Annotated in this window: 22 protein-coding genes; 9 read left to right on the top strand and 13 right to left on the bottom strand. The window is 72.5% G+C overall.

Annotated elements, in window-relative coordinates:
* Window positions 1-4: 4 nt before the first annotated feature.
* The 6 genes from ACFYPR_RS16160 to ACFYPR_RS16135 all read right to left on the bottom strand — a co-directional run bounded on the left by ACFYPR_RS16160 (window position 5) and on the right by ACFYPR_RS16135 (window position 5,798).
* Window positions 5-604 carry a hypothetical protein gene (locus ACFYPR_RS16160; RefSeq protein ID WP_354857291.1) on the bottom strand — a complete coding sequence of 200 codons (600 nt, stop codon included), beginning with the start codon at window positions 602-604 and terminating at the stop codon, window positions 5-7.
* A gap of 56 nt (window positions 605-660) precedes the next feature.
* Window positions 661-2,127: a histidine kinase dimerization/phospho-acceptor domain-containing protein gene (locus ACFYPR_RS16155; RefSeq protein ID WP_387260557.1), complete on the bottom strand. Its 1,467-nt coding sequence runs from the start codon at window positions 2,125-2,127 to the stop codon at window positions 661-663.
* A complete protein-coding gene (locus tag ACFYPR_RS16150) occupies window positions 2,120-2,812 on the bottom strand; it encodes a response regulator transcription factor (RefSeq protein ID WP_363936271.1) in 693 nt (230 codons plus the stop codon). The genes ACFYPR_RS16155 and ACFYPR_RS16150 overlap by 8 nt, the downstream gene beginning before the upstream one ends.
* 93 nt (window positions 2,813-2,905) lie before the next feature.
* Window positions 2,906-3,418, bottom strand: a complete 513-nt coding sequence (locus ACFYPR_RS16145; RefSeq protein ID WP_354857365.1) for a hypothetical protein — start codon at window positions 3,416-3,418, stop codon at window positions 2,906-2,908.
* 112 nt (window positions 3,419-3,530) lie between these two features.
* Window positions 3,531-4,544 carry an aminoglycoside phosphotransferase family protein gene (locus ACFYPR_RS16140; protein ID WP_354857298.1) on the bottom strand — a complete coding sequence of 338 codons (1,014 nt, stop codon included), beginning with the start codon at window positions 4,542-4,544 and terminating at the stop codon, window positions 3,531-3,533.
* Window positions 4,545-4,625: 81 nt separating this feature from the next.
* On the bottom strand, window positions 4,626-5,798 hold the full coding sequence (locus ACFYPR_RS16135; protein ID WP_387260554.1) for a thiolase family protein: 1,173 nt from the start codon (window positions 5,796-5,798) through the stop codon (window positions 4,626-4,628).
* Window positions 5,799-5,916: 118 nt separating this feature from the next.
* Between ACFYPR_RS16135 and ACFYPR_RS16130 the strand changes: the two genes are divergently transcribed.
* Window positions 5,917-6,345 (top strand): PH domain-containing protein, encoded by a 429-nt coding sequence (locus ACFYPR_RS16130; RefSeq protein WP_354857302.1) that lies wholly within the window; start codon window positions 5,917-5,919, stop codon window positions 6,343-6,345.
* A gap of 4 nt (window positions 6,346-6,349) precedes the next feature.
* On the opposite strand, the gene ACFYPR_RS16125 is transcribed toward ACFYPR_RS16130, so the two are convergent.
* Both ACFYPR_RS16125 and ACFYPR_RS16120 read right to left on the bottom strand, forming a co-directional pair.
* The gene (locus tag ACFYPR_RS16125; RefSeq protein ID WP_387260551.1) at window positions 6,350-7,261 is read right to left on the bottom strand and encodes a rhomboid family intramembrane serine protease; all 912 of its coding nucleotides are present in this window, start codon (window positions 7,259-7,261) and stop codon (window positions 6,350-6,352) included.
* A gap of 100 nt (window positions 7,262-7,361) precedes the next feature.
* Window positions 7,362-7,892: a peptidylprolyl isomerase gene (locus tag ACFYPR_RS16120; RefSeq protein ID WP_354857306.1), complete on the bottom strand. Its 531-nt coding sequence runs from the start codon at window positions 7,890-7,892 to the stop codon at window positions 7,362-7,364.
* Window positions 7,893-7,976: 84 nt separating this feature from the next.
* Here ACFYPR_RS16120 and ACFYPR_RS16115 point away from each other — a divergent pair, with 84 nt between their 5' ends.
* Window positions 7,977-8,753 (top strand): hypothetical protein, encoded by a 777-nt coding sequence (locus ACFYPR_RS16115; RefSeq protein ID WP_354857307.1) that lies wholly within the window; start codon window positions 7,977-7,979, stop codon window positions 8,751-8,753.
* Window positions 8,754-8,855: 102 nt separating this feature from the next.
* Here ACFYPR_RS16115 and corA read toward each other — a convergent pair whose 3' ends face one another.
* The 4 genes from corA to ACFYPR_RS16095 form a co-directional block, all read right to left on the bottom strand.
* Complete coding sequence (gene corA, locus ACFYPR_RS16110; RefSeq protein WP_354857309.1) at window positions 8,856-10,004, bottom strand: magnesium/cobalt transporter CorA; 1,149 nt, start codon at window positions 10,002-10,004, stop codon at window positions 8,856-8,858.
* Window positions 10,005-10,306: 302 nt separating this feature from the next.
* Window positions 10,307-11,401: a PLP-dependent aminotransferase family protein gene (locus ACFYPR_RS16105; protein WP_355063471.1), complete on the bottom strand. Its 1,095-nt coding sequence runs from the start codon at window positions 11,399-11,401 to the stop codon at window positions 10,307-10,309.
* A gap of 106 nt (window positions 11,402-11,507) precedes the next feature.
* Complete coding sequence (locus tag ACFYPR_RS16100) at window positions 11,508-11,966, bottom strand: ester cyclase (RefSeq protein ID WP_354857315.1); 459 nt, start codon at window positions 11,964-11,966, stop codon at window positions 11,508-11,510.
* 83 nt (window positions 11,967-12,049) lie between these two features.
* The gene (locus ACFYPR_RS16095) at window positions 12,050-12,442 is read right to left on the bottom strand and encodes a CBS domain-containing protein (RefSeq protein ID WP_354857317.1); all 393 of its coding nucleotides are present in this window, start codon (window positions 12,440-12,442) and stop codon (window positions 12,050-12,052) included.
* Window positions 12,443-12,556: 114 nt separating this feature from the next.
* Here ACFYPR_RS16095 and ACFYPR_RS16090 point away from each other — a divergent pair, with 114 nt between their 5' ends.
* From ACFYPR_RS16090 to ACFYPR_RS16070, 5 genes are all read left to right on the top strand, one after another.
* A complete protein-coding gene (locus tag ACFYPR_RS16090; protein WP_387260547.1) occupies window positions 12,557-13,006 on the top strand; it encodes an NUDIX hydrolase in 450 nt (149 codons plus the stop codon).
* A complete protein-coding gene (locus ACFYPR_RS16085) occupies window positions 13,003-13,770 on the top strand; it encodes a hypothetical protein (protein WP_387180650.1) in 768 nt (255 codons plus the stop codon). Before ACFYPR_RS16090 ends, ACFYPR_RS16085 begins: the two co-directional genes overlap by 4 nt.
* A gap of 79 nt (window positions 13,771-13,849) precedes the next feature.
* Entirely contained in the window at window positions 13,850-14,581 is a 732-nt protein-coding gene (locus ACFYPR_RS16080) for a sugar phosphate nucleotidyltransferase (RefSeq protein WP_007453659.1), read from the top strand.
* Window positions 14,569-15,636, top strand: a complete 1,068-nt coding sequence (locus ACFYPR_RS16075) for an iron-containing alcohol dehydrogenase family protein (RefSeq protein ID WP_355133775.1) — start codon at window positions 14,569-14,571, stop codon at window positions 15,634-15,636. Before ACFYPR_RS16080 ends, ACFYPR_RS16075 begins: the two co-directional genes overlap by 13 nt.
* Entirely contained in the window at window positions 15,611-16,333 is a 723-nt protein-coding gene (locus ACFYPR_RS16070) for a CDP-alcohol phosphatidyltransferase family protein (protein WP_387260545.1), read from the top strand. The genes ACFYPR_RS16075 and ACFYPR_RS16070 overlap by 26 nt, the downstream gene beginning before the upstream one ends.
* A 169-nt stretch (window positions 16,334-16,502) precedes the next feature.
* On the opposite strand, the gene ACFYPR_RS16065 is transcribed toward ACFYPR_RS16070, so the two are convergent.
* The gene (locus ACFYPR_RS16065; RefSeq protein ID WP_387260543.1) at window positions 16,503-17,768 is read right to left on the bottom strand and encodes a glycosyltransferase; all 1,266 of its coding nucleotides are present in this window, start codon (window positions 17,766-17,768) and stop codon (window positions 16,503-16,505) included.
* 24 nt (window positions 17,769-17,792) lie between these two features.
* Here ACFYPR_RS16065 and ACFYPR_RS16060 point away from each other — a divergent pair, with 24 nt between their 5' ends.
* Both ACFYPR_RS16060 and ACFYPR_RS16055 read left to right on the top strand, forming a co-directional pair.
* Window positions 17,793-18,653 (top strand): Fpg/Nei family DNA glycosylase, encoded by an 861-nt coding sequence (locus ACFYPR_RS16060; protein WP_387180687.1) that lies wholly within the window; start codon window positions 17,793-17,795, stop codon window positions 18,651-18,653.
* A 264-nt stretch (window positions 18,654-18,917) separates the two neighbouring features.
* Window positions 18,918-20,489 (top strand): sugar transferase, encoded by a 1,572-nt coding sequence (locus ACFYPR_RS16055; RefSeq protein WP_354857367.1) that lies wholly within the window; start codon window positions 18,918-18,920, stop codon window positions 20,487-20,489.
* Window positions 20,490-20,521 lie beyond the last annotated feature (32 nt).

The raw sequence follows: 20,521 nt of genomic DNA, 5'->3' as shown, positions 1-20,521 counted from the left end.
TCGCTCACTTGTCGCGCGGGATGAGGATGAGGCGGGCGACGCCCTTGTCGCCGTCCTTCGCACCGGCGACGCCGAGCTTCGCGCCGACCTTGACCTCGCTCGGCTGCACCGTCGCGCGCCGCTCGACGACCCGCAGGTCGTCGCCGAAGGTCCAGGTCATCGTGAAACCGTCGGTGGACTTGACGGTCATCGAGTCGCCGTCGATGGCGGTCACCTCGCCGCGCTGCACGGCGACCGTCTGCGTACCGTTGTCCTTGGTCTGCACCACCGCCTCGCCGTGCAGGGTGTTCTTGCGCAGCTGCACGCGGGCCTGGTGGCGCTTGCGCCACTCCTCGCCGCGCTTCTGCCGGTCCTTGTCCCGAGCCGTCGGGGAGGCGCCCGGCGTCGGGGTGGCCGGGGCGGCGACGGTCTGCACGTCCAGGTCGGTGGCGTCGAAGCCCATCGCGGTCAGCGCCTGGCCCTCCACACCCATCGCGGCGGCGACCTCGACCGCGGCGTCCCGCGCGGGCTGGCTGGCCACCTCGGCCGCGCCGCAGCCGCTGACGCCGAGCGCGACCGCCGCGAGCAGCGCCGTGGTGCCGGTGACGAATCCCCAACGTGGCATGACTCTCCCTCTCGTCCGTGGAGCCCTCAGCCTTCCCCGCGAGGACGAGCGGACCGTCAGGCCGATGTTCGGGTCAGGTAAGGATCACCGGGCAGCCGGACCGTGAAGGCGGCGCCGCCCTCGGGCGCGTGGCCCGCGACGATCTCGCCGCCCAGCCGGCGGACCAGCCCGGCGGCGAGTGCCAGCCCCAGCCCGCTGCCCACCTTGCGCACCCCTCGGTAGCGCTCGTGCAACGCCCCCCGCTCGAACGCCACCGCCAGGTCGTCGTCGGTGAAGCCGGGTCCGCCGTCGCGGACCTCCAGCACACCGCCGGCCGCCGGGTCCGCACCGACCGGCCGGACCGCGAGCACCACCGGCGCCCCCGGGGGTACGACCCGCAGCGCGTTCTCCAGCAACCCGTCCAGCACCTGTCGGATCCGACCCGGATCGGTGTACGCGGACACCGGCTGACCGGGCGTCTCCACGCGGAACGACACACCCACCGCGGCGCACCGACCCGACCAGGTCGGCTCGGCCTCGGCGGCCAGCCGGGTCAGGTCGACCGGCACCGGTTCCAGCGGAAAGTCGGCGGCCTCCAGCCGGGCCAGCGCCAGCAGATCGCCGATCAGCCGGTCCAGGTGCTGGGCCTCGGCCAGCATGGTCCGGCCGGTGCCGGCGGCGTCGTCCGCGTCGATGACGCCGTCGGCCAGCGCCTCGGCGTACCCCCGGATCGCGGTCAGCGGGGTCCGCAGCTCGTGCGAGACGGAGAGCAGGAACTCCCGCTGCCGGCCCTCGCTGGTGGTCAGGGCCGCGGCCAGGCCGTTCAGCGCCTCGGCCAGGTCGGCGACCTCGTCCGGCGATTCGACCGGCACCCGGACGGCACGGTCTCCGGCGCGCAGTCGGGCGGCGGCGGTGGCCGCGACGCGGATCGGTCGGGCCAGGCGACGGGCCAGCAGGAGGCCGGCCACCACGCCGGCGGCCAACCCGGCCAGCAGCGGCAACCAGAGGCTGAGCAGCACCTGCGCCCACAGGCCGTTCGACGTGGCGCGGGACAGCACCACCCCGTTGCCGCCGGGCAGCGCCCGGCCCTCCACCAGGGCACGGTGGCCGTTGACCGGACGGCGGGCCGACACGTTGCGGCCCTGCCCGATCCGCTGCACCACGCGGGCCGGCAGGCCCGACCGGTCGACGGTCCCGCGCCGGATCAGGTACGCGTCGATGCCCTGGTCGCGCAGTTGCTGGATGAGCCGCTCCTCGTCGGCGGTGCGACCCCGGTCCAGTCGGGTGCGCAACACCTCGGCGGCGAGTCGGGCCTGCGCGGCGAGCGCCTGCTGGTCGCGTCGCTCCGCGCCGCGGATCGCCAGTGGCACCGCGACGATGGCCGTGACGAGCACCGACACCAGTGCCACCGCGCAGGTGACCAGAACCGCGCGGGCGGTCAGCGTCCGGCCGAGCCGCCTGCGCCGGGGTGCGGCCGGCGGGCGGGCGCCGACCACCGGCAGAGCCATGGTCGGCGACTCGGAGCGCACGGGCTGCTCAGGCATCGACCGCGTACCCCACGCCCCGGTGGGTACGGATGACGCTTGCCGGGCCGAGCTTCGCCCGCACCTGGGCGACGTGCACGTCCACCGTGCGGGTTCCGGCGTGCGCGGCGTAGCCCCAGACGCCGGCCAGCAGCTCCTCCCGGGTGAAGACCCGGCCGGGCCGGCCCATGAGATGCGCCAGCAGGTCGAACTCGGTGGAGGTGAGCTGCACCGGTACGCCGGCGGCGGTGACCGTCCGTCGGGCCGGGTCGAGGGTCACCGGGCCGACGATGCGCGGTCGTTCCGCGCCCTCGGGGCCACCGGCGGTACGGCGCAGCACCGCGCGTACCCGGGCGACCAACTCGCGCGGGCTGAACGGCTTCGTGACGTAGTCGTCGGCGCCCAGCTCCAGGCCGACGATCCGGTCCACCTCGTCGTCGCGGGCGGTGAGGAAGATGACCGGCGTCCAGTCACCGGCCTCGCGCAACCGGCGGCAGATCTCGGTGCCGGGGAGACCGGGCAGGGCGATGTCCAGGACGCAGGCGACCGGGCGCAGCCGGCGGGCGGCGCTCAGGCCGGCCTCGCCGTCGCGTTCGAGGTGAACGCCGAACCCGTCGCGGGTGAGGTAGAGGCGGACCAGGTCGGCGATGGCCGGCTCGTCCTCGACCACGAGGACGAGCCCGCGGTGCGGGGGTTCGAGGGTCACCGGCCCATGATTGCCGACCCGGTCGGCTCGGCGCGATCGGTGCGTGTTCGAGTTCGGTAAAGGAGACGTGAAGGGCGACCGGCCCGCCGGGCGTCAGCGCGCCACGGCGGGGCGGAACACGCTGGGTCGGACGGCGGCCGGCGTGTCACCGATGGTGGCGACGATCCGCTCGCGGGGTGCCCGCAGACGGGTCCGGAACGCGTGGTTGAGCAGCGCGTCGAGCTGCCACACCTGCTTCGGGTGGCTGGTGCGGATGAGGAACCGCTCGCGGATCCCGTCGATCGCGGTGGCGGCCAGCTCGACCGACCCCAGCCGGGGGTCCGGGCTCCAGGTGACGTTGCTCAGCTCGCGCAGCTCGGTGTTGAGGTGCAGGCGCAGCCGGTGCAGGAGCCTCGTCTGCTGGGTCACCACCAGTCGGCGGTGGGTGAGCAGCAACAGGTAGTCGCCGGTGACCGGGCGGTCGGGGCGGCTGCAACGGGTGACCAGGATGGTGGCGTCACCCGAGCCGACGCAGCGGCGGAAGACCGGCATGTGCCGACTCACGGTCTGTACGGCCAGGCCGGCCTCGGTGGCGGCCGGGAGGAACGTTCGGGAGAAGACGTCCATGACCTGCCCAACGACCTCCCCGGCACCGGTGATGTGGGTCACGTCGGAATTTTGGAAGTTCCACGCGGCACGTCGCACCGCCTGTCCGACTTCCGACCTGGACGGATGTCGGTCAGTGTTCGGGCTGAAGTGGGGTGGCGGCGAACAGCTCGGCGAGCCATCCGGGCACCGCCTCGGCGTACTCCGCGCGGGCCGGGTCGGCCGTGTCCAGGGCCCGCCGCCAGGAGAGCGACCGGCTCACCGCGCCCAGGTTCATGGCCAGGTCAGCGGCCTCGACGAGGGTACGGCGGTCATAGCGATCGGTCCACGCCTCCAGGTAACCGTCGCGCAGCCGGGCCAGGCTGGCGTCGTCCGCCGACAACGCGGTGGCGTACCGGATGGAGCGCAGGGTCACCAGCAGCGTGCCGAACGGGTGCGCCACCGAGGCGTCGCCCCAGTCGAAGTAGCGGTACCCGGCCGGGCCGGCGAAGACGTTTCCGTCGTGCAGGTCGTCGTGCTGCACGGTGGCCGGGATGCCGATGTCCGCGAGCCGGCGACACCGCTGCGCGTACGCCGGAAGCTCCGCCCGCAGCCGCTCGTACGTCGGGACGGCGAGCCCGCCCTCCGCGCCGACGCGCAGGGACTCGCGATCGTCGAGTAGTTCGGCGAGCAGTCCGGGCAGCACCTCCGGGCGGTGGTCCGGTACGCCGAGGGCGACCAGTTCGTCGGCGCGCGGCGCGGTGGCGAGTTGGAGTGCCGCGTACCCGGGCAGCGCCCGCTCCCAGTGCGCCAGGTCGGGGTCGCGGCCCAGCACGTCACGCAGTGACTCGCCGCCGTCGGGAAGCAGCGCCCAGCCCCGCTCCCGGTCCACCCCGATCGGGGCCAGCACCCGCTCGGGCGCCAGCCCGGCCAGCGTCGCGATCAGGACCGCCTCGTGGGTCGTGCCCCGGTTGTTGGCCTTGAACCAGACCGGCCCGCCGTCGGTCGGCACCCGCCAGACCAGCGACCACGGCCGGACGCGGGGCTCCACCGGCCCGGTGACCCGCCGGCCAGCCCGACTCAGCTGCTCGTCCACCCAGGATCGGGCCTGCTCCTGCCACTGCACGCTGGACCAGTCGGGGGCGCGCTCGTCGGGAATCGTCGTCACGATGGGCACCCTAGGCGGCGTGCCCGACGCGGGGCGAGAGCATTTCCCGAGGTGCTCCTCGGCTGGCCGCGAGCGGCGAGGTCAGACCAGCTCGACGATCGTGGCGTTGGCCATGCCGCCGCCCTCGCACATGGTCTGCAGGCCGTAGCGGAGCCCGTTGTCCCGCATGTGCTGAAGCATCGTGGTCATGAGCCGGGCGCCGGAGCCGCCGAGCGGGTGCCCGAGGGCGATCGCGCCACCGCGCGGGTTGAGCCGCTCCGGGTCGGCCTCGGTCTCCGCGAGCCAGGCCAGCGGCACCGGGGCGAACGCCTCGTTCACCTCGTACACCCCGATCTCCTCGATGCCCAGCCCCGCGCGGCGCAGCGCCTTCGCGGTGGCCGGGATGGGCGCGGTGAGCATGGTGACCGGGTCGTCGGCCGCGACCACTGCGGTGTGGATGCGGGCCAGCGGGCGCAGTCCGTGCCGGCTGGCCCACTCGGACGTGGTCACCGCGAGCGCGGCGGCGCCGTCGGAGATCTGGGACGCGGACCCGGCGGTGACCACGCCGTCGGCGCGGAACGGGGTGGGCAGTTCGCCGAGCTTGTCCAGTGAGGTGTCCCGGCGGATGCCCTCGTCGGCCGTGAACTTGCCACCATCGGCGAGCGGCACCGGGGTCAGCTCCGGGTCGAACGCCCCGGCGTCCTGCGCGGCGGCTGCCTTCTCGTGGCTGGCGAGCGCGAACTCGTCGAGCTGCGTACGCGAGAGGCGCCACCGGCGGGCGATCAGCTCGGCCCCGACGCCCTGGTTGAACGGCAGCGGTGCGTCGTCGGCGAAGCCCTCGACGCCCCGGTAGCGGGCGCGGAGCTGATCGCTGAACGGCATGCCGCCCGCCACACTGGAGCCCATCGGCACCCGGGTCATCGACTCCACCCCGCCGGCGACCACCAGGTCTGCCTGGCCGGAGAGGACTGTCGCGGCGGCGAAGTGCAGGGCCTGCTGGCTGGAGCCGCACTGCCGGTCCAGCGTGGTGCCGGGCACCGTCTCGGGCCAGCCGGCGGCGAGCACCGCGTTGCGGGCGATGTTCCAGGACTGCTCGCCGACCTGGGACACGCAGCCCCAGAAGACGTCGTCGACCTGCGCCGGGTCCAGGCCGGTGCGCTCGGCGAGAGCGCGCAGCACGTGCGCCGACAGGTCGACCGGGTGGACGCCGGCGAGGCTGCCCTTGCGCCGCCCGACCGGGGTCCGCACCGCGCCGACGATGACCGCGTCACTCATGTTTACTCCCCGGTAACTTGGGCTGCCCCGATCCTACGTCGTGCGTGGACCCCTCGTCCGCCCGCGGGGCGAGCTGCCGCGACTCCCAATAGCCGCGGACCGCTGGCATGCTGGGCGGGTGGACGAGACCTCCCCGGTGCGGCAGTGGCGGGTGCCGACGAACCTGCCGGTGGCGAAGCTGGCCGGCGCGGTGCTGCTGGTCGCCCTCGGTCTGCTCTTCGCCGACGGCGATCCGATCCGGCTGGTCGTGGCCGGTGTGGCCGCCGTCGCGCTGGCCGCCTGGGCGGTCCGGGACCTGGTGGCGCCGGTCCGGTTGGCGGTCGATCCGGCGGGGCTCACAGTCATCCACGGCTTCGCCGGCCGGCGGCTGCTGCCCTGGCCGACGGTCGAGGCGATCACCGTGGACCGCCGGCAGCGGTGGGGGGTGAGCGGCGAGGTCCTGGAGATCGACGCGGGCGAGTCGCTGCACCTGTTCGGCAGGTACGACCTGGGGACCACCCCGGAGGAGGTGGCCGCCGAGCTGCTCGCCGCCCGGCGGCACCCCTGAGCCGTCAGCTCAGCAGTTGCGCGGTGCGGAACAGGACCAGGCCGAGCAGGATCAGCAGGATGATCGCGCCGCCCACGGCCTGCACCAGCGTGCGCCGACCACGTGGCGCGTACGCGAGCACCGCCGCCATCGCCCCGCCGACCACCAGGCCGCCGAGGTGCCCGGGGATGGAGATGCCCGGCACGGTCAACGTGAACACCAGGTTGATCACCAGGATGGGGATGATCCGGGAGATGTCCCGGCCCAGCTTGCGCTCGATGATGAGCAGCGCGGCGAAGAGACCGTAGACGGCGGTCGACGCACCGGCGGTGGGCGCGTTCTGGGCGCTGAACAGGTAGGCGGCCACGTTGCCACCGAGGCCCGCGACCAGATAGAGCGCGCCGAAGCGCAGCGGCCCGAGGTTGGCCTCCAGCGACCGGCCCAGCACCCACAGCACCCACATGTTGAGCAACAGGTGGATCACGCCGTAGTGCAGGAACATCGCGGTGACCAGCCGATACCACTGGCCCTCGGCGATGCCGCCGAGCGTGCCGTCGGGGAGGACCGCCAGCCCGAGCACCGAACCCCAGTTGGTCAGCGGGGTGCCGCCGCCCATCAGCCCGCCGAAGCCGGAGCCGCCCAGGGCCGCGTCCCCGCCCCGGTCGGAGGCGATGGACAGCAGCATGACCAGCACGTTCAGGGCGATGATGCCCTTGGTGACGTAGCCGTGCCGGCCGGCCGTACCACCACCGAAGGCGGTACGTGCCGGCCGGACGGTGCGACGTCCCTCGTTGACGCACTCCGGGCACTGGTGCCCGACGGACGCCTCCCGCATGCAGTCCGGACAGATCGGCCGGTCGCAGCGGGTGCACCGGACGTAGGTCTCCCGACCAGGGTGCCGGTAGCAGACCGGGGTGGTCGGCGGGGACTCGCTCACCGGGCCGATCCTCCGTCCGCCATCGCGCGGCTCACCGACGCTGGCCGGCGCGGTGCTCCGGAGCGCTCAATCATGCGAGCAAAGGTACCTCGCGGGTTCGTCAGGCGGCAGACCGCTCGATCTCGACCCGCTCGATGACGACGTCCTGCAGCGGACGGTCGCTCGGGCCGGTCGGGGTGTTCGCGATCGAGTCGACGACCTTCACCGACTCCTCGTCGGCGACCTGGCCGAAGATGGTGTGCCGGTTGTTGAGGTGCGGCGTCGGGGACACCGTGATGAAGAACTGCGAACCGTTGGTGCCCGGTCCGGCGTTCGCCATCGCCAGCAGGTACGGCCGGTCGAAGCGCAGCTCCGGGTGGAACTCGTCGGCGAACTTGTAGCCCGGCCCACCCCGGCCGGTGCCGGTCGGGTCGCCCATCTGGACCATGAAACCGCTGATCACGCGGTGCGAAATGGTGCCGTCGTAGTACGGCCCGCTGCCCGGCTGACCGGTGCGCGGGTCGGTGTACTCCCGGTTGCCCTCGGCCAGGTCGACGAAGTTGCGGACCGTCTTCGGAGCGTGGTTTCCGAAGAGCTCCAGCCGGATCGGGCCAGCGTTGGTGTGCAGGGTGGCGTAGACAGCCTCGGCCACGGGTACTCCTCACTCGTTGGTCAGTTCCATGCGGATCCTCCCATGTGCCCGATCTGGCAGTGCGGAGGCATCCGAAGGTGGAGGATGACGAAGGAACAACTCCCAGGAGGTAGGACCGTGTTTGGATTCGGGCGGCGTCAGTCCCAGGGCCAGCTCGCCAAGGCAGAGCTGAACCAGAGCATCAGCCACCTGATGCAGGCAGCCAACCACGCGGCCAAGGGCGCGGGCGCGACCGTCGGTCCGCGGGTCCAGGTGGCCCGGGGCTACGTCGGGCCGGCCGCGGTGAAGGTGCGCGACCGCGCGTCGACCGGCTGGGGAACCACACTCACCACGCTGGCACCGCTGGCGGCGGCGGCCCGGGACGGCGCCACGCAGGCAGGGCCGCTGACCAGGAAGGCCAAGTCGAAGACCATGCGGATCACCGGTAAGAAGAAGCAGCCGCGCCGTCGCGGCTCGATGATGACCGGCCTGCTGGCCGCGGGCGCCATCGCCGGCCTGGCCGGTGCGGTCGCCCTGCGTCGCCGCCGGGAGCAGCAGGAGTGGGCGGAGTACGACCCGACCCGCACCCTGGAGCCGATGCGCGACGAGGTCGAGTCGATCGAGGTGCAGACGCCGGCCGCGCCGGGCGCGACCAAGGGGACCGACGGGTCCGCCATGGCCGGGATGACCGGCGCCGGCAGCTCGGCGGTGGCCGGCGGCGACAGCGCCAGCACCACCGGCACGGCCACGCCGACCAGTGTCCGCCCGACCGGCAAGGTCCCGTCGGTCGCCGAGGGCGCCACGGACGTCTCCGGGCGACCGACCGACGACCTCACCAAGGCCCTGGGCAAGGACACCGCCCGCACCAACGGCCGCCGCTGACCCCGGACACAGCAGCGCAGCGAGCGCCGGCGACGCGGGTTTCCCCGCTCGCCGGCGCTTTCGCGTCTCAGAGCCTTTCGCGCCGGCCCGCGCCGTCGCGGGTCAGAGCCAGCCGTTGCGGCGGAACCAGCGGTAGAGGGCCAGGGAGACAGCGAGCATCAGAGCCAGGGCCACCGGATAGCCGTACGTCATCTTCAGCTCGGGCATGTTGTCGAAGTTCATGCCCTCGACGCCGGCGATGGAGGTCCAGACCGCGGCGATGGCCGCCCACGCGGCGATCTTGCGCATGTCGTTGTTTTGGTCGACGGTGACCTGGGCCAGCCGCGCCTGCAGGATCGAGTTCAGCAGGTCGTCGTACGAGTTCACCTGCTCGACGGTGCGGCTCAGGTGGTCCTGCACGTCCCGGAAGTACCGCCGGATCTCCTTGGGCACATCGCGGTTGACCTGGGAGGTCAGGTTCATCAGCGGCCGCTGCAACGGGATCACCGCCCGCTTGAACTCCACCAGCTCCCGCTTCATCTGGTAGATCCGCTGAATCCGGCCGTGGCTGTTGCGGTCGAAGACCTCGGCCTCAAGCTGATCCAGGTCGTCCTCAAGCTGCTCGGCCACCTCCAGATAGAGGTCGACCACCCGGTCGGTCACGCCGTACGCCACCGCCCACGGGCCCTGGAGCAGCAACTCCTGCTTGGTCTCCAGGTCGGCGCGGACCGGGGAGAGCCGGCAGGCGTCCCCGTGCCGGACGCTGATCAGGAAGTTCGGGCCGATGAAGAGCATCACCTGACCGGTCTCCACGACCTCGGAGGTCTCGGTCAACTCGGTGTGCTCGCAGTACCGGGCGGTGCGCAGCGCCAGGAAGCTGACGTCGTTGAACCGCTCCAGCTTGGGCCGCTGCTCGGCCTTCACCGCGTCCTCGACGGCCAGCTCGTGCAGGCCGTACGTCTCCGCGATGGCGGACATCTCGGCCAGCTCCGGCTGGTGCAGCCCGATCCAGACGAAGCCGTGCTCCTCCCGGCGTGCCGCCTCCAACGCGTCCGCGTAGTTCCAGTCGCCGGGCTGCCGCTTGCCGTCGATGTAGAGCGCGCAGTCGACCACCCCGCTGCGGCCGGCGCCGGTGGGGGCCGGAGTGGGCGGCGATCCGTCGGCGTTGAGCATCCTGGTCACCGCCCGGACCGGGGACGGCCAGGCCCGGGGTCGCAGCACCCGGGACGTGTTCAGCGGGACCGTCCGGCCCCGCTCTGCCCGATCCGTCATCGCGACACCTCCCCGCGCTCGCCTGCGGCTTGCAGGCTACGCCGGTGGTCGCCACCGGCAGGTGTGACGGCGGTCGCGGGTGCGGCGCCGGGCGGGCCGGGCCGCATCGGGGGGTGAAGGACGACACGGCCCACCCGGCGCCCGTGGGGGCGGGGGTTGTGCTGCACGCGTGCCCGAGGTGGCGGCGGGGTGACCCCCGCTACACCTGACGGGTGACGCTCGCAGCATTGTGAGCCGCCGGCCGCCCGCTGGGGAGTCCCGGGACGGCCGGCATTGTCGTTCTGTCGGGAACCCGACAGAAATCAGCTCCGGACAGCCTCGACGGCCGCCGCGAGCCGCCGGACACCCTCGTCGATCTTGTCGGCCGTCACGGCCGAGAAGGCCAGCCGCAGGGCGTGCCGCCCACCGTCGAGAACGAAGTCGCTGCCCTTGACCACCGCGACACCACGCTCGGCCGCCGCCGGGGCGAGCCGGTCCACCAGCACGTCCTCGGGGAACTCCACCCACAGGAAGTAGCCGCCGTCGGGCTCCACGAACCGCGCCTGCGGCAGGTGCCGGCGCAGCGACTCGGCCAGCACCCGGGCGCGTTCGCCCAGCGCCGCCCGAACGGTCTCGATCGAGCGGTCGATGTCGCCGGAGACGCAGAACTGGTGCACGATCGCCTGCGACACCATGCCGGGCGAGATGTAGAGGCTCGTCGCGTTCTTGGCGATGTCGGCGATCAGATCCGCCGGACCGACCAGATAGCCGACCCGCACGCCCGGGCAGACGGTCTTGGTGAAGCTCGACGCGTGCACGACCACGTTGCGGGTGTCCAGCGAGAGCATCGACGGCAGCGCCTCGCCGCGGAAGCGGATGTCCGCGTACGGGTCGTCCTCGAAGATCGTGAACTCGTACTCGGCGGCCAGGTCGAGCAGTTCGCGGCGCTTCTCCAGCGACAGGGTCATGCCGGCCGGGTTCTGGTAGTTGGGGATGACGTGCGCGAGCCGGGGGCGGACCCCGGACTCCAGCAGCTTGCGCAGCTCGGCGGTGTCCAGACCGTCCGGCTGGACCGAGATGCCGTGCAGCTCACTGCCCATCCGCTGAAGGTTGAGCAGCGTGCGGTCGTACGTCGGACGCTCGACCACCACCGCGTCGCCGGGACGGACCAGGTGGTCGAAGAGGAAGGCGTCGGCCTGGAGCGAGCCGTTGGTGACCAGCACCTGGTTGGCTTCCACCCCGTGCTTCTCGGCGATCCACTTCCGCAGCGGAAGGTAACCGACGGAGGTGCCGTAGGCCGTGACCCCCGCGGGGTCGGCGTCGAAAGCGCGTACGGCGGCGGCCTTGAGCCCCTCGACATCGACGATGTCCAGCGAGGGCGCCCCACGGGCAAAGGAGATCAGCTGCTCGGCGGTCATGGATATTGAGCGTACGGGCGGCGGCGGGGGACGCGCGGACGGCACGGCGATGTCCGCATCCTGAGCCACCGGGACGGGTGACCCGGGTCGGCCGGTCGCCGTCAGATCAGACCGGAAGTGCGAGCGAGTCGTGCTGCGTCGCCCGGGAAAGGCCCTCAAACTGCACGCCGAGCGCGTCGAGGAGCTGGCTCCAGTCGAAGTAGGAGCGCCACGCGACGATCCGACCCCGGCGTGCCCGGACCACGTCGGCAACCTCCCAGCTCACCGAACGGCCGGTCGGAGCGACGGTGCCGTACGGCGAGTGCAGCGTGCCGGTGTGGGTGCCGGTGAGGCGCAGCTCCACGGCCGCGCCGCCGGACGTGCGCACCACGCCCAACGGGTCGACCCGCAGGTCGGCGAAAGCGCCCGTCCAGGTGCGCAGCAGCGCGGGCAGCTCGATCGGCCGGACCGTGACACCCGGCATGGCGTAGAACGCCTCCGGGGCGTACAGGTCCGGCAGCCGGGCCACGTCCCGCCGCAGAAGCATCGCGTACTGCTGCTCGATCAGGCGCTCCGCGTCACGCATCGGGCCCTCCCCCGCGGGCCACGGCATCTCCGCGCCCGCGAGGGATCCTTACCCGTCGATCCGGCCTGGCACACCTGCGCGGGTCAGGTCGTGGCGGCCACCTGACTCTCCGCCCAGACCCGCATGATGTCCCGGACCGAGATCACCCCGGCCACCTCCCGGCCGTCGAGCACCACCAGGTGCCGGAAGCCGCCCCGGGCCATCGCGGCGGCGGCCTCGGCAACCGTCCACTCCGGCCCCGCGTAGACCACGTCCCAGGTCAGGTGGGCGCCGGTGCGTTCGGTGTCGCAGTCGAGGCCCGCGCCGATGGCCTTCAACACGTCGCGTTCGGTCATGATCCCCACGCCCTCGGAGTCCGGGTCGATCACGACCGCCGACCCGACACCGCGGGCCGACATCATCCGGGCCGCCTGACGCAGCGTGTGCTCCGGACCGACGACGAGGACCTGGCTGGACATCGCTTCCCGTACCTGCATCACACATCACCCCTTTGGGACGGTGGCATTCGGTACGCACATGGTCGTCGGTGGATGTTTCCGGGACAAGACCGGGCATCGTCGCGATGCCGGGCCGCTCGCTACTGTCGAAGCGTGTCCACCGAGCCCCTGCGCTGCGCCGGCGCGCTGATCGTCGACCACGACGGCCGAATCTTCTTCCAGCGCCGCTCACCCCACCGACGCCTGTTTCCCAATTGCTGGGACGTCGTCGGCGGCCATCTGGAACCGGGCGAGGAGATCGACGAGGCGCTGCGCCGGGAGGTCACCGAGGAGACCGGGTGGCTCGTCTCCGACGTCCTCGGCCAGGTGGGCGAATACCACTACGTCGGCGACGACGGCCTGGCCCGCATCGAGTACGACTTCCTGGTCCGGGTGGACGGCGACCTCGACCACCCGACGCAGGAGGCGGGCAAGCACACCGAGTACCGCTGGCTGGCCGAGCACGAGGTGACCGTGCTGGACGAGAACCGCGACGTCAACGACGGCCTGATCCGGCGGATCGCGGAGGAGGGCTTCGCCGTCCTGCGGTCGATCGATCCGTGAACACCGTCGAGCTGGCGCCGCACCGGATCGCCGGGCTGCTCGCCCCGGCCGTGGACCGGACGTTCCGCGCCGGCATGCTGGCCGGCCGCGACGGTGGCGGGGCCGAGCTGAGCCAGCGGTACGGCGGGCCGACGGCGAACGGCTTCCTGGTGGACCTGCGCACCCGCCTCGCCGCGCCGGGCGGCACCGTCGACGGGCCGGGTTTCGCGGCGATCACCCGCTACGCCGACCCGGTCACGGTCCGCCGGGCCGTGGACAAGCAGGTGGCGTACGGCATGCTCCACCGCCGCCCGGACGGGGCGCTCTCCGCCACCGAGCGGGGCACCGCCTTCCTCACCGAGCTGTACCAGGTGCACGCCGAGGTCACCGAGGAGCTGTGGGCCGGGCACGACGAACGGGTCACCCGGCTCGTGGCAGCGCTCGGCCGGCTGCTGACGTACGCCCTGGTGCTGGCCGACACCGAAGGCGACCGGAACGGGTCGGCGTTCGCGGCGCTGGCGCCCCCGCACGAGCCGTACGGCACCCCGCCCGGCGTGCTGCTGCTCAACCGGCTCGGCACGCTGCGCTACCACCGGGCCGACGCGCACGCCGCCGCCTGGACGGCCGCCGGACACACCGCGTCCAGCGTCGCCGCCCTGCCCGCCGGCCCCGAGCGGCTCGCCATCGAGCTGGAGACCGACCGCCGGGCCGCCGGGCCGTACGCCGCGCTCGACGCCCAGGAGCGGCTGACCATGCTCGCCGACCTGGCGGCGCTGCCCGGCTGACCCGGTTGGCCGGAGCGGCACGGCCGGCCGGCGCTATCCTCCACCGGTGACGGGGAGCAGGACGAGGAAGGATGTCGCGATGATCGGAATGGTGCTCGCGGCCGGAGCGGGACGACGGCTGCGCCCGTACACCGACACCCTGCCCAAGGCGTTGGTGCCGGTGGACGGCGAGACGACGATCCTGGACATCGCGCTGGGCAACCTGGCCGAGGTCGGGCTCACCGACATCGTGATCGTGGTCGGCTACGCGGCGGACGCGGTCCGCGAGCGGCAGGCCGACCTGGAGAAGAAGTACGGGGTCACGCTCACCCTGGTGCACAACGACAAGGCCGAGGAGTGGAACAACGCGTACTCCCTCTGGCTGGCCCGGGAGTACTTCGCGCGCGGGGTGCTGCTGGTCAACGGGGACACCGTGCACCCGGTGAGCATCGAGAAGACCCTGCTGGCCGAGCGCGGCCCGGGCATCCTGCTCGCGGTGGACACCCTCAAGCCGCTGGCCGAGGAGGAGATGAAGACCACCTTCGACGCCGCCGGCCAACTCACCCGGATCACCAAGATCATGGACCCGGGCGAGGCGTACGGGGAGTACATCGGCGCGACGCTGATCGAGCCGCAGGTCGCCGACGCGCTCGCGGACGCGCTGGAGGCGACCTGGCGGCGGGACCCGAACCTCTACTACGAGGACGGCTACCAGGAGTTCGCCGACCGGGGCGGGGAGGTGCGGGCTGCGCCGATCGGCGACGTCCCCTGGGTCGAGGTCGACAACCACGCCGACCTGGCCCGCGCGCGGGAGATCGCGTGCCGCTACTAGCTCGGAGCGTCCTCACCCCGCTGCACATCGACGTGCGACGCGGGGCGGTCGCCGACCTGGGCGCGATCCTGGCCGACGGGCGGATCTCCTCCGGGGGCGACGTCGCGGTGGTGGTCGGTCCGGGTCAGGGCGCGCAGATCGCGGAGCTGATCCGGCCGTCGCTGCGGACGGCCGACGTGTTCACGGTCGCCGGGGCGACCCTGGACGCCGCCGACGACCTCGGCGGCAAACTTCGCGCCCGGTCGTACGACGCGGTAGTCGGGATCGGCGGCGGCAAGACGATCGACGTGGCCAAGTACGCGGCCACCCGCCGAGGGCTGCCGATGGTGTCGGTGGCGACCAGCCTCGCCAACGACGGGATCGCCTCCCCGGTGGCCAGTCTCATCACCGAAGGGATCAAGGGCTCCTACGGAGTGCACATCCCCATCGCGGTGATCGTCGACCTGGACTTCGTGGAGAGCGGCCCGGACCGGCACAACCGGGCCGGCATCGGCGACGTGATCAGCAACATCAGCGCCCTGGCCGACTGGGAACTGGCCCGGCAGGTACGCGGTGAGCCGGTCGACGGGCTGGCCGCCTCGCTGGCCCGGGCGGGCGCCGAGGCGGTGCTCAACCACCCGGGCGACATGACCGACGACGCCTTCGTCACCGTGCTGGCCGAGGCGCTGATCTCCAGCGGCCTCGCGATGGCGGTCTGCGGCAGCAGCCGACCGGCCAGCGGCGGCTGCCACGAGATCATGCACGCGGTCGACTCGCTCTTTCCGGGCACCGCCTCGCACGGCGAGCTGGCCGGGCTGGGTGCGCTATTCTGCACCTGGCTGCGCGGAGACCTGCGCCGCTTCGGGGAGATGTCGGCCTGCCTCGCCCGGCACGGCCTGCCCCGACTCCCCGCCGAGGTGACGCTCACCGACGACCAGTTCATCGAGGCGGTGCAGTTCGCTCCGCGTACCCGACCGGACCGGTACACGATCCTCGAGCACCTGGCCTTGTCGCCTACCGAGACGCGGGAGCGGCTGGCAGACTACGCCGGTGCAATCCGCGACCAGCTTGGCTGACCCCCGTCCCACCGTCGCCGACTTCCACCGGGTGAACCGGGGCGGCGGCCTGTTCAGCGAGTCGATCAGCCAGTGGCTGGGGGCCGTCTTCGCGCTGGTCGCGCAACGCCTCGGGCTGCGCCCGACCGCGCTGACCATCACCAACCTGGTGCTCGGGCTGGCCACCTCCGTCACCGTGGTGGCGCTCGCCGGGCCGGTCGCCGACGGGGACGTACCGGCCTGGGTGGTCGGCCTGCTCGCCCTGATCGGCTGGCAGGTCGCGTACTCCCTGGACTGCGCCGACGGGCAGCTCGCCCGGGTGACCGGCCAGGGCAGCGCGGCGGGCGCCCGCGTCGACGTGCTCTGCGACGTGGCCGCGCAGATCGCCCTGGTGGCCGCCCTGGCCGCCACCGCCGTGGCACAGGAGCCGTCGACGCCGACCTGGCTGGTGGCGACCTTCGCCGGCACCTGGATGGTCAACCTGGTGACGTCGGTGATGCAGTCCGGCCCGAACGCGGCCAGCATGGTCACCTCGACCTCGCTGCCGGTACGCCTCGTGAAGCTGGTGCGCGACTACGGCGCGGTGGTCTTCGTGGCGGCCCTGGTGCTGGCCGTGGCCCCCGCGCTGGTCCTGTGGGTGATCATCGCGTTCACGATCGTCAACGGTGGCTTCCTGCTCGCCAGCATCGCCTTCTCCGCCCGCGCCTCGCTGCGCTGACCTCCCGCCCGCGCCACTCCCAGACCGGTGCCAAGGGTGTTCGAGTCCTCCTTTGCTCTGCTTCAGCCCAGGAAACACGTGGCGTCCGATATCCGGACACCGGGTGTTTCCTCCGCTGAAGCAGAGCAAAGGGAGCGAACAGTAGGTGCTCTCCTCCCGCGCTCCGGAGTTACGGCGTTACGGCGTGGGCCATCCCCGCGTAGATGTCGATGAGCTGCTTGGTGACCACGTCCGGGTGGAAGGTCCGCTCGTAGCGGGCGCGGGCGGCCAGGGTGAGCCCGGACGCGCCGGCCCGGGCCACCGGCAGGGCTGCCGCCAGCGCGGCCGGCTCCGGAGCCACCACCCAGCCTGCCTCGCCGAGGCCGATCCCGGCCGGCATGACCGGCCCGCCGCCCCCGGCGACCGCCGAGGCGGTCTCGGCCGGGCCGGTGCCGGCAGGCTCGTGCGGGGCGTCCGCTCCGACGAGGTACGGAATGCCGCCCAACGCGGTGCCGAGCACCGGCCGACCGCTGGCCAGCGCCTCGATGATCACGGTCGGCAGCACGTCGTGCCACATCGAGGCCGCGATCACCACGGCGCTCGCCTCGACCGCGGCGCGTACCCCGACGCGGTCGAGCTGACCGAGGTAGACCACGTCGGGTCGCTCGGCGGCGGCGGCCTCCACCAGCGGGCGCAGCTCGCCGTCACCGGCCACGCGCAGCGTGCCCAGGGTGCCCACCGGATGGCGACGCCAGGCGTCCAGCAGCAGGTCGACACCCTTCTCGGGCGAGAGCCGGGCCATGTAGAGGAAGCCGTCACCCAGCGGGGCCGGCCGGCCCGGATCGGGTACGGCATTCGGCTTCACGACGATCCGGTCGTCCGGAATGCCGTAATCGCGGAGGTGGTCGGCGATGGCAGTGGTGAGCGCGATGTACCGGTCCACCGAGCGCCAGGTGCCCCGGTGCACGGCCAGGGTGGTCGCCATCAGCGCGCTCTGCGCCGTCGAGTCGCGGTAGCACCGGTGCTTGATCGCCGGCACGCCCAGCGCCCGACCCTTGCAGTCCTGGCAGATCACCCCGTCGCGGAAGTAGATCCCCGACGAGCAGACCTGCCGGTAGTTGTGCACCGTCTGCACCACCGGCACGCCGTGCCGGTGCGCGGTCCGCACCACCCACGGCGAGATCAGAGGGTACGGGTTGTGCAGGTGCAGGACGTCCGGGCGGTGCTCGGTGAGCAGCCGGCTCAGGTCCTGCTGAGCACGCGGCGCCCAGATCGGCGAGATCGGCAGCAGCGCCTTGGCCGCCTTCGACATCGACGGGATCTCGTCCGAGCTGCGGATGAAGGGCAGCACCTCGACGCCGGCAGCGGTGAGCTGAGCGATCTCCGAGTCGACCATCGTGTTCTCGCCGGAGGGCTGAGCTTCCCGGTACCGGTTGTGCGCCACCACGATTCTCACGGGAAAGAAGGCTACCGTTGGCTGGTGCCCGAACTACCGGAGGTTGAGGCGCTCGCGGGTTACCTGCGGCAGCGCGCGGTGGGGCGGCGTGTCGACCGGCTGGAGATCGCCGCGATCAGCGCCCTGAAGACGTACGACCCGGCACCCGCCGCGGTCGCTGGTCGGGCGGTGGTCGACGCCCGCCGGCACGGCAAGTTCCTCGACGTGGTCGTCGAGGGTGATCTGCACCTCGTGGTGCACCTGGCCCGGGCGGGCTGGCTGCACTACCGGGAGGCGTTCCCGGCCACCACCCCGCTGCGACCCGGCAAGGGCCCGATCGCGGTGCGCGTCCGCCTCGACGACGGCTCCGGCTTCGACCTCACCGAGGCCGGCACCCAGAAGAAGCTGGCCGCCTACCTGGTCACCGACCCGGCCGCGGTGCCGGGGGTGGCCAAGCTGGGCCCGGACGCGCTCGCCGCCGACCTGCCCACCTTCGCGGAGCGGCTGCGCAGTCGGCGCGGACAGGTCAAGGGGGTGTTGACCGACCAGTCGGTGCTGTCCGGGGTGGGCAACGCGTACTCGGACGAGATCCTGCACGCCGCGAAGCTGTCCCCGTTCGCGATCACCGACCGGCTCACGGACACCCAACTCGCCACCCTGCACGCGGCGACCCGCCAGGTGCTCGGTGACGCGGTCGAGCGGTCCCTCGGCCAGCGTGCCGCCGAGCTGAAGGGTGAGAAGCGGTCCGGGTTGAAGGTGCACGCCCGCACCGGGCTGCCCTGCCCGGTCTGCGGGGACACCGTGCGCGATGTGTCGTTCGCCGATTCGAGCCTGCAGTACTGCGCGACGTGCCAGACGGGCGGCAAGCCGCTCGCTGACCGAAGGTTGTCCCGACTTGTACGGTGAGTAATTGCACTCGGCGACTACGGAGCGGAATCGGCCAGACTGAGCCGAAGCTCCCGTCCACCGTTCTCGCCACACGCGCATCCATCGGTATAGTGGCCCGGTCCCCGGCTTCTGAAATGGTGCGGAGCCGGCCAGATCCCGCCGGCACCATCGGTCGCCAATCTCCTTCGGGGCGACGACCGGTCGGAGCCCGCGTGGGAGACTGGGACGGTGGGCGACCCGGGCCCTCACGCCGAGTGAGCGGCCCGTGTCATGCGGGAGGACATGGGTGAGGTGACGGCAAGCCTCCAGCGCCCGGTATCCAACGAAGGCCGGAGCAGACTCGTGCGGCACGTCGACAGCTTCGAGATCCAGCCGCCGACGCCGCCGTCACACAACGGCGTCCCTCGGTCGGCGTGGGCCAGGGCGCGACGCCGTGTCTCCCGCTGGCACCGCCCCTACACCGCCATCCTGCTGCTGCTCGACTTCGGCGCGGCGGCGTTCGCCAGTTGGATCGCGATCCAGCTCTTCGACCAGGCCGCCTCCGGCTTCTCCGGCACCAACCAGGATCCGACCTGGTTCCACACCGTCTCCTACCTGCTGTTGCCGCTCGGCTGGGTGGTCATCCTCTGGAGCAACCGGGCGTACGACCGGCGCTATCTGGGGCTCGGGCCGGACGAGTTCAAGCGGGTCATCCGGGCCGCCGTCACGGTCGCGGCCAGCGTCTCCTTCCTCGCGTTCGCCACCAAGACCGCGCTGTCTCGCTGGACGGTCGGCACGGCACTGCTCGGGGCGCTCCTGCTGATCCTGTGGGGCCGCTTCGTCGCCCGCTGGGCGCTGCACTACATCCGCCGGCGGGCCGGCCAGGCGGCACACCGGATGGTGCTGGTCGGCACCCTGCCGGAGTGCCTGGAGGTCTACGCGGCGGTCACCCGCAGCCCGAACGCCGGGCTGGTCCCGGTCGCGATCCACATCACCGACGGGTACGCGGCGGCCCGCGGGGTGCCGACCCCGGTGCCGGTGCACGCCGGCCGCGACGTCCTCGCCCTGGTCCGCGAGGTCGGTGGGGACACCATCGCCGTCTGCGGGTCGGCCAGCGCCGAGCCGGGCGAACTGCGCCGGCTGGCCTGGCAGTTGGAGGGCTCCGGCGTCGACCTGGTGGTCGCACCGCAGTTGACCGACATCGCCGGCCCTCGGGTGCACATCCGGCCGATCGAGGGTCTGCCGCTGCTGCACGTCGAGGAGCCGACCCTCTCCGGGCCGGCGCTGCTGGCCAAGAACCTGATGGACCGGGTCGCCGCCGGCCTGGGCCTGCTGCTGTTGATCCCCCTCTTCGTCGCCATCGCCGTGGCGATCCGCATCTCCGACCCCGGGCCGGTGTTCTTCCGCCAGCCCCGGGTGGGGCACGAGGGGCGCACCTTCCGGGTGTGGAAGTTCCGGACCATGTACGTCGACGCCGAGGACCGGCTGGCCAGCCTCACCGACCAGAACGAGACCGACGGCATGCTGTTCAAGATGAAGCAGGATCCCCGGGTCTTCCCGGTGGGTCGCTTCCTGCGGGCCTCGTCGCTGGACGAGCTGCCGCAGTTGATCAACGTGCTCTGGGGTGAGATGTCGCTGGTCGGGCCCCGCCCGCTGCCGGCCGACGACGGCGACTTCCTGGGCGACGTGCGGCGTCGCCTGCTGGTCCGCCCCGGCATGACCGGTCTCTGGCAGGTCTCCGGCCGCTCCGACCTGTCCTGGGACGAGGCCGTCCGGCTGGACCTGTACTACGTCGACAACTGGTCGCTGGCGTACGACCTGAGCATCCTGTGGCGCACCGTCGGGGTGGTGCTCGCCCGCAAGGGCGCGTACTAGCGCGGAGGGCCGCGAGCCGTCAGGATCGCTGC

Source organism: Micromonospora sp. NPDC005254, from assembly GCF_042872525.1.
Taxonomy (GTDB): domain Bacteria; phylum Actinomycetota; class Actinomycetes; order Mycobacteriales; family Micromonosporaceae; genus Micromonospora.
This window is presented reverse-complemented; position numbering and strand designations above follow the sequence as displayed.